The sequence below is a fragment of the Actinomycetospora chlora genome (genome assembly GCF_039542135.1).
GTDB lineage: Bacteria > Actinomycetota > Actinomycetes > Mycobacteriales > Pseudonocardiaceae > Actinomycetospora > Actinomycetospora chlora.
Genome location: NZ_BAABHO010000137.1, coordinates 1 through 680, shown reverse-complemented (window position 1 = coordinate 680; position 680 = coordinate 1). Strand labels below are relative to the sequence as shown.

The 680-nt window shown below is 83.8% G+C and carries 1 pseudogene; it reads left to right on the top strand.

What is annotated here, in order from left to right:
* Positions 1-680: pseudogene (locus tag ABD994_RS31055) on the top strand (hypothetical protein); the annotation flags it as partial.

The window sequence follows — 680 nt, the reverse complement described above, 5'->3', positions numbered from 1 at the left end:
CGCACCGGGCGGCACCCGGCCCCGACGCGTTCCGCACCGCGACCGAGCGCCTCCTGGGCCGGCGGGTGCCCGTCGCGGTCGGCGAACCCGTGCCCGACGGCGCGGCGCTCACCGCGCACGCACGGGTCGGTCGCGGCACCGTCGCCCTGCTCGACGACGACGCCCCGCGCGCCCGCGCCGAGCTCCGCGCCGGGCTCGCCCTCGCCGACCGCCACGACCTCGGTGTCGTCGCCCACCGGGCCCGCGGCCTGCTCGCGGCTGCCCGATGGGCCACCGGCGACCTGCCGCACGCCCGGGAGGAGGCGGACCGGGTGCTCGCGGATCCCGGCGCGGCGGCGCCCGGCGCGGCACCGTGGACGGCGGTCGCCCGGGCCGTCGACGCCCATGTCGCCCTGCTGGGCGGCGACCCCGCCCGGGCCGGGGCGGCCGACCCCGGGCCGCCCCACCAGGTCGTGCGCTTCGCGCTGCGCACCGCCCGCGGCGGCGCGGCGTTCGACCTCGGCGAGCGCACCGCCGGGCTGCTCGAGCTGCAGGCGGCGCGGGCCGAGCTCGGCGACACCCCGTTGCCCGGCGCCCTCGCCGCCGTCGCCGCCCTCCTGGAGCACCGGGCCGCCCTCGCCCTCGGGCACAGCACCGCGGCCGCCGCCGTCGCCGCCGGGCTCGCCGCGCGGTGGCCCGCC